General features: G+C 66.6%; 7 protein-coding genes, 1 rRNA gene and 3 pseudogenes. 4 read left to right on the top strand and 7 right to left on the bottom strand.

Going from position 1 to position 5,229, the window contains the following annotated elements; translation table 11 throughout:
* The coding region (locus ACFYZ4_RS39860; RefSeq protein ID WP_390786310.1) for a hypothetical protein at positions 1-185 on the bottom strand (185 nt) is incomplete at its 3' end.
* Between the two features lie 202 nt (positions 186-387).
* On the opposite strand from ACFYZ4_RS39860, the pseudogene ACFYZ4_RS39855 reads away from it, so the two are divergent.
* Positions 388-586: pseudogene (locus tag ACFYZ4_RS39855) on the top strand (IS110 family transposase); the annotation flags it as partial.
* Positions 587-651: 65 nt separating this feature from the next.
* Positions 652-1,932: pseudogene (locus tag ACFYZ4_RS39850) on the top strand (ISL3 family transposase); the annotation flags it as partial.
* A gap of 154 nt (positions 1,933-2,086) precedes the next feature.
* Here the strand turns inward: ACFYZ4_RS39850 and ACFYZ4_RS39845 are convergent.
* Positions 2,087-2,635 carry a DUF4262 domain-containing protein gene (locus ACFYZ4_RS39845; protein WP_390786309.1) on the bottom strand — a complete coding sequence of 183 codons (549 nt, stop codon included), beginning with the start codon at positions 2,633-2,635 and terminating at the stop codon, positions 2,087-2,089.
* Positions 2,636-2,773: 138 nt separating this feature from the next.
* Between ACFYZ4_RS39845 and ACFYZ4_RS39840 the strand changes: the two are divergent.
* Positions 2,774-3,017, top strand: a pseudogene (locus ACFYZ4_RS39840) (hypothetical protein); the annotation flags it as partial.
* Here ACFYZ4_RS39840 and ACFYZ4_RS39835 read toward each other — a convergent pair.
* Both ACFYZ4_RS39835 and ACFYZ4_RS39830 read right to left on the bottom strand, forming a co-directional pair.
* Positions 2,981-3,310 carry a hypothetical protein gene (locus ACFYZ4_RS39835; RefSeq protein WP_390786308.1) on the bottom strand — a complete coding sequence of 110 codons (330 nt, stop codon included), beginning with the start codon at positions 3,308-3,310 and terminating at the stop codon, positions 2,981-2,983. The pseudogene ACFYZ4_RS39840 and the gene ACFYZ4_RS39835 overlap by 37 nt on opposite strands.
* Positions 3,311-3,371: 61 nt before the next feature.
* The gene (locus ACFYZ4_RS39830; RefSeq protein ID WP_390786307.1) at positions 3,372-3,830 is read right to left on the bottom strand and encodes a hypothetical protein; all 459 of its coding nucleotides are present in this window, start codon (positions 3,828-3,830) and stop codon (positions 3,372-3,374) included.
* Positions 3,831-4,047: 217 nt separating this feature from the next.
* Here ACFYZ4_RS39830 and ACFYZ4_RS39825 point away from each other — a divergent pair, with 217 nt between their 5' ends.
* Positions 4,048-4,341, top strand: coding sequence for a hypothetical protein (locus ACFYZ4_RS39825; RefSeq protein WP_390786306.1), 294 nt, complete (start codon positions 4,048-4,050; stop codon positions 4,339-4,341).
* A 25-nt stretch (positions 4,342-4,366) separates the two neighbouring features.
* Here the strand turns inward: ACFYZ4_RS39825 and ACFYZ4_RS39820 are convergent, their stop codons facing one another.
* The 3 genes from ACFYZ4_RS39820 to rrf form a co-directional block, all read right to left on the bottom strand.
* On the bottom strand, positions 4,367-4,573 hold the full coding sequence (locus ACFYZ4_RS39820) for a hypothetical protein (protein WP_351599014.1): 207 nt from the start codon (positions 4,571-4,573) through the stop codon (positions 4,367-4,369).
* 80 nt (positions 4,574-4,653) lie between these two features.
* Positions 4,654-5,010 carry a hypothetical protein gene (locus ACFYZ4_RS39815; protein WP_351304538.1) on the bottom strand — a complete coding sequence of 119 codons (357 nt, stop codon included), beginning with the start codon at positions 5,008-5,010 and terminating at the stop codon, positions 4,654-4,656.
* A gap of 128 nt (positions 5,011-5,138) precedes the next feature.
* Positions 5,139-5,229 (bottom strand): 5S ribosomal RNA (gene rrf / locus ACFYZ4_RS39810); the annotation flags it as partial.

Below are 5,229 nucleotides of genomic sequence, written 5' to 3'. Positions count from 1 at the left end.
TGTCCGACTTCCTCGGTGCTTTCCAGTTCCAGCGCTTTCGCGCTTTCCCTTTCCGGCGATTCCGACTCTATCAGAAGTTCTCCACCGGATTTCCCCGGCTTCGATTCCCGAATGAAGAGTCGAGTGTCCCCACTCGAAAATGAATCCTTGTGGGGGCTGCTGCCGAGCGTGTCCGCTCCAGGCAACTGCTCGACTCTACAACCGGACCTGGGAGGTGTCAAAATCGGCTTGACTCCCGGGCCAAGCCCCCTCCACGGCCGCGGCCGGTGTGGTCGGCGGCGATGAAGAGGTGGCCGACCCGCAGGGGGGAGGCGATCAGGCACCTGACCTCCCCCTCGTCACGCCGGCCCACCCCAGCCAACCGAACCCAAGCTCCGCGATCCGTTCGCAAAGCTCCAGGCCGAGCACGGAACCGTGCTCGTAGTGGTTGACCGGCCGGCCAATCGGGGTCCTGCCGCTGTCCGCCGCCCGGGGCTGACGATGCAGCGCCTCGCGGACCTCTACTCCCAGCGAGGCCACCCGCCTCGCCAACCGGCTTCACGGCCTGCTGACCCAGATCAATCCCTCGCTGGAACGGGTGCTGGGGCTGCCGGCGCTGAATGTCCGGACTGCGGCCGCTTCTCGGACCGAGTCCACGACCGGTACCAGCGCAGGTTGAAGGACCTTCCACTCACTGAGCAGGGCTTTGTGATCCGGCTGACGGTCCGGCGCTTCATCTGCGGGTCGGCGCACTGCCCGCGCCGGACGTTCGCCGAGCCGTTCTCGCAGCTGGCCGCTCCGCACGCGCGGTTCACCACGCGGCTCAACCACGCCCTGGAGCAAGTGGGGCTCGCGCTGGCCGGGCGGGCAGGCGCCCGACTGGCCGCCCGGCTGGGATTCGGAGCCGGCCGGATGACCTTGTTACGCAGGGTCATGGCATTGCCCGATCCTCAGGTCAGCACGCCGCGAGTGCTGGGCGTGGACGATTTCGAGATCCGTTGCGGCCAGACCTACTCCACCGTCTTGACCAGCGTCGAAGACCATCGCGTGTTCGACGTGCTCCCCACGCGTGAAGCCGGGCCGCTGGCCGCCTGGCTGATCCGTCACCCCGGCGTGGAGATCATCTGCCGGGACCGAGCCGGCGCTTATGTCGAGGGTGCCCTGCGCGGCGCCCCCGACGCTTTGCAAGTCGCCGACCGGTTCCATCTGTGGCAGGGCCTCGGCCGAGCCGTGGAGACCTGCGTCGCCGTCCACCGCGGCTGCCTGCGCGATCCTTCGCCCGGCAGCATGCTGCCGGAGGCCACCGGAGGGACTTCCGGTCGGCCGCAGGACGACTCGGAGCCCGTCGGCCGTCGGGCCGAGCAGAAGAAGGCAGCACATGCCCTGGTCCACGAGCTCCTGGCCCAAGTCCACTCACGCCGGGCGATCGCCCGGCACCTGGGCTGGGGACTCAACACCGTGCTCCGGTACGCGAACGCCGCACGCTGGCAGGACACCATCCGCGACAACCGGCCCCGACCCAGCAGGCTGGACCCCTACAAGCCCTACCTGGAGCGACGATTCGCCGCCGGATGCACCAGCGTCACCCGACTGCACAGCGAGCTGGTTGCCGAGCACGCTCCCGTCACTTACGGCATGGTCCGCGCGCACATCGCCACCCTGCGTGGGGCTCCGTCGGCCGTACCGCCGAGGCCGCCGACGGTGCGGCAGGTGACCGGGTGGCTCACCCGTCACCCCACGACCCTGACCGAGGAGGACCGGGCCGGTCTGAAGGATGTCTTGGCCCGCTGCACCGAACTGGACACAGCAGCCGGACACGTCCGCGACTTCGGCGCGATACTCACCGACCGCCTCGGCTCCACACTTCCCACCTGGATCGACGCGGTCGATGCCAGCCAGTTGCCCGGCCTCACTGCTTCGCACTCCACCTGCTCCGAGATCTCGACGCCCTGACAGCTGGGCTCACCCTGGACTGGAGCTCCGGCAGTACAGAGGGCGCCGCGAACCGCATCAAGAGGATCAAGCGGCAGCTCTACGGTCTGGCCGGATTCGAACCGCTCCGCAAAATGATCTTGCTCCAGTAGCTTCTCGCGAAGGTGTTGTTCCGTCAGAGTTCGGTCGTCCAGATCCCGACAGGGTGCTCACTCGGTGGCAGCCACAACTGAGGCTGTGACTCCCGATGCCTCGCCTCAGCCTGTTCGTCCCAGTGAAATCGGTCATGCGCGTCGGGCCACGCAACTTGCAGCACAGGGAAAGGCGGCCGCCGGTAGAACCCGATGGCCTGTCCGAAGAAGGTCCGGTACCAGCGCAGATCAACCTGCCTGAGCGCGACTTGGTGACCGTAGACAACGTCAGGATGTCTCTGGCCGTCGGCCAGTACACCGCCCGCAGCGGACTTCTGTCCCAGCCTGTTGAGAATGCGGTGCATGACGTGGATATCGAGTCCGAACATGGCGAGCTCAGGTGCGTTGTGAGCGTGCGCGAGGCCGACCGTGTAGGCGAATCCAGGACCGATGTCGTCTTCGGGAACCATCACGACGTGCCATCCGTGCCGCTGCACGTTCTCGATGATCGTCAGATCTATGCGGTCCGCTTCGTCTCGGTCACCGTAGTCATGGCAGAGGACGCAGCGACACTGGAACGGATCGGCAGCCATACGCGGAGGCTACGAGGTGAGTGTTTGAGCCGGCCAGCCGGGCTCGTGATCGCCCTTCAATCGAACGACACCGTCACCCTCTGCGATCGGTCCCCAAGATCTGTGCCAGAACCCACAACCCGTGAATAAAGCCAGCTTGGGGTCAAACCGGTGATCGCCCGTCGCGGGAACGAGCACGGTTCCTGCCTCGGCACTCGTCGCTGGGTCGTGGAGTGCGCGTTCGCCCACCCGCACCGGGGTCCGCCGCCTGCGGATCCGGTGGGAGATCCGCGTCGACGTTCACGAAGCCTTCCTCAAGCTCGCCTGCTGCATCATCTGCTGGCGGTGCCTGACGAAGCTCATGCCTCACCCCTCGTTGTCCCTGCTGAAGCCGCGGTCCTGAATCACCGGGAACGTCTGCTCTGCAGCGGCAAGCCACGCATCGATCTCGTCGTGGGAGGAGCGGATGGCTCTGATCAGTTCAATGAGGGCGTCCAGCTTCTGCCTGCCGACGTTCAGGCGCAGCTCCTCAAGCGAGACTTCCTGGTACGACATGCTCAGCTGCCACCAGAAGCGCATCAGGTAGCGACACTCCTGTGGCTCCCGGTCATCCGCGAGGCGGTTGTGAACCACTGCTTGGACGCACTGCCGCTGGCCAACATCGCGAAAGCCGTCGCTCAGGTCAGTCAAAGTCACGGTCGGACCGTACCAACCGGGCTCACCAACAGGCGCTATGAGGTCGTTCCGTCAGGAGTTCTCAGACCATGCACAGCAGGTGATCGGTGGGGCTGTAGTCGATCTTCCAGTCGGCGTAGACCCCCACCGCGCCGTCCTTCTCGCATCGCAAGCCCACCGTCACCCAGCGGACGGATCCGTCGGCGGCCAGCGAGAACGCGACAGCCGTCTCGAACTCCGCACCCCCGCACGGACACACGGCCCAACCAGGCTCCGCGGCTTCCCAGAACTCCTCGCTATCCGCGATGAAGGCACGACTGCAGCAAGCAACGCACTCCCGCTCGGCCCCGCCCTCGGCGTCATCGACCAGGACGAGAAACACACGCCAGCCGCACCCGCCACACACAGAAGGAGCGATCTTCACCGGACGGCCGTCGACAGCGTCCCGGAGAAACGCCGCGAGCTCCACAGAGACACCGTCGCCAACCTGATCACCATCACGCACAAGCACATCGCTCCAGACGCCCGAACCAGCACCCATGCGGGCCACGCACCCGCCCGCGGAACCCCTCGTTGGTTCCGTTCACCTCCGTCTACCAGACGCACGGGGTGATGCACATCAGCCGGGTCCCCGACGGGGCCGGCGGGCACCGCAGTCAGATGGCCGTCCTGGTGGTGGCAACAAGGCTCGCCCTGAAAGCGGTTGCGCCCAGAACTGCCGAGCCGCCGGCAGCGTCGTCCCCTACAGTGCCGAAGGTATGACGGCACTTGCATCCTTCACCTTCGTGCGCCACATCGACGGGCTTCGCCACCGCTTCGACCGCGACGGCGAGCACCACGGTCGCCCCGCCTATCGCCGAACGGACGGCAACGTGCGGTGTGTCTGGTCACCGACCGACGGCTGGCACTGCGAGATCGCTGACGGCCTCGTGACCGCCCATCCCCTCGACAGCCACGCCGATGAACCCGAACCCCCGGCCACCGTCTGGCGCAGCTTCAAGAACGACCGCTCCTACCTCTACGACCTCCAGCCCCTCGAACCCGAAGGCTGATCCGCCGGACAGTACCCAAGGTGGTTCAGAGGTTGACCCGCTTCAGGTAGACGCGGCGGCGGTGCGGGATGGTCTGGTACCAGACCATCAGGTGCTCGTCCTCGTACGTACGCAGCCGCATCGGGTGGGGATCCTCGTAGAGGCTGCCGTCCTTGGGGTCGATCGCCATCGACGCCAGGTCGACCAGACCGTCCAGGACGACGGTCACCAGCTCCTGGTGCTCCGCGGCCATGTCCCCAAGCACCCACAGCCGACTGGGATCGCATTCCCACGCCCAACCGCTGTCGTTCTCCACGCCTTCGCCCCGCACGGTCACTGACCGATCTCGCGCTGGGCCTCGGTGAGGATCCGGCTGCTCGTCTCCATGGCGGCCCGGAACTCCTCCTCCGTCGAGTCCGGGTCGCCGGCCACCCGCTCGGCCTCGTGCAGCGCCGCCGAACGCGCCGGCCAACGGTGGATCGCCACGTGCGTGGCCCACTTGATCAGGAAGAACCGCAACGGGTTGATGGCACCGGTCTCGGCGGCACGGTCGAAGGCCTCGTTGCACTCCTTGTCGAGCACGGCCAGATTGGCCATGTCGATACGGCGTACGGCGTCCCGGAGGGCTTCCCGTGTCATCGCCGGCTGAGGGATGAGCGGCCCGCCGTCTTCCAGCTGCTGTGCAGTCATCGTGTCCTCCAGGGGAACGCGGCCAGGATACCCAGCCGAGCCCGTGACACTGCCGGCAAACGCAGGTAAACGCAGAAAAGCCCCGCACCGGGCCCGAAGGCTTGGTGCGGGGCTTCCCCACAATGGTTGTTCGGCGGCGTCCTACTCTCCCACAGGGTCCCCCCTGCAGTACCATCGGCGCTGAAAGGCTTAGCTTCCGGGTTCGGAATGTAACCGGGC

The organism is Streptomyces sp. NPDC001513, assembly GCF_042894695.1.
Lineage (GTDB): Bacteria > Actinomycetota > Actinomycetes > Streptomycetales > Streptomycetaceae > Streptomyces.
Note: the sequence above shows the minus strand (reverse complement) of the source record. Positions and strands in the feature narration are given on the sequence as shown.

Bases quoted from the DNA above. Each gene is read 5' to 3' on its own strand.
- ACFYZ4_RS39845 (WP_390786309.1), bottom strand. From the start codon at position 2,635: ATGGCTGCCGATCCGTTCCAGTGTCGCTGCGTCCTCTGCCATGACTAC.
- ACFYZ4_RS39820 (WP_351599014.1), bottom strand. From the start codon at position 4,573: ATGGCCGCGGAGCACCAGGAGCTGGTGACCGTCGTCCTGGACGGTCTG.
- ACFYZ4_RS39825 (WP_390786306.1), top strand. From the start codon at position 4,048: ATGACGGCACTTGCATCCTTCACCTTCGTGCGCCACATCGACGGGCTT.
- ACFYZ4_RS39830 (WP_390786307.1), bottom strand. From the start codon at position 3,830: ATGGGTGCTGGTTCGGGCGTCTGGAGCGATGTGCTTGTGCGTGATGGT.
- ACFYZ4_RS39815 (WP_351304538.1), bottom strand. From the start codon at position 5,010: ATGACTGCACAGCAGCTGGAAGACGGCGGGCCGCTCATCCCTCAGCCG.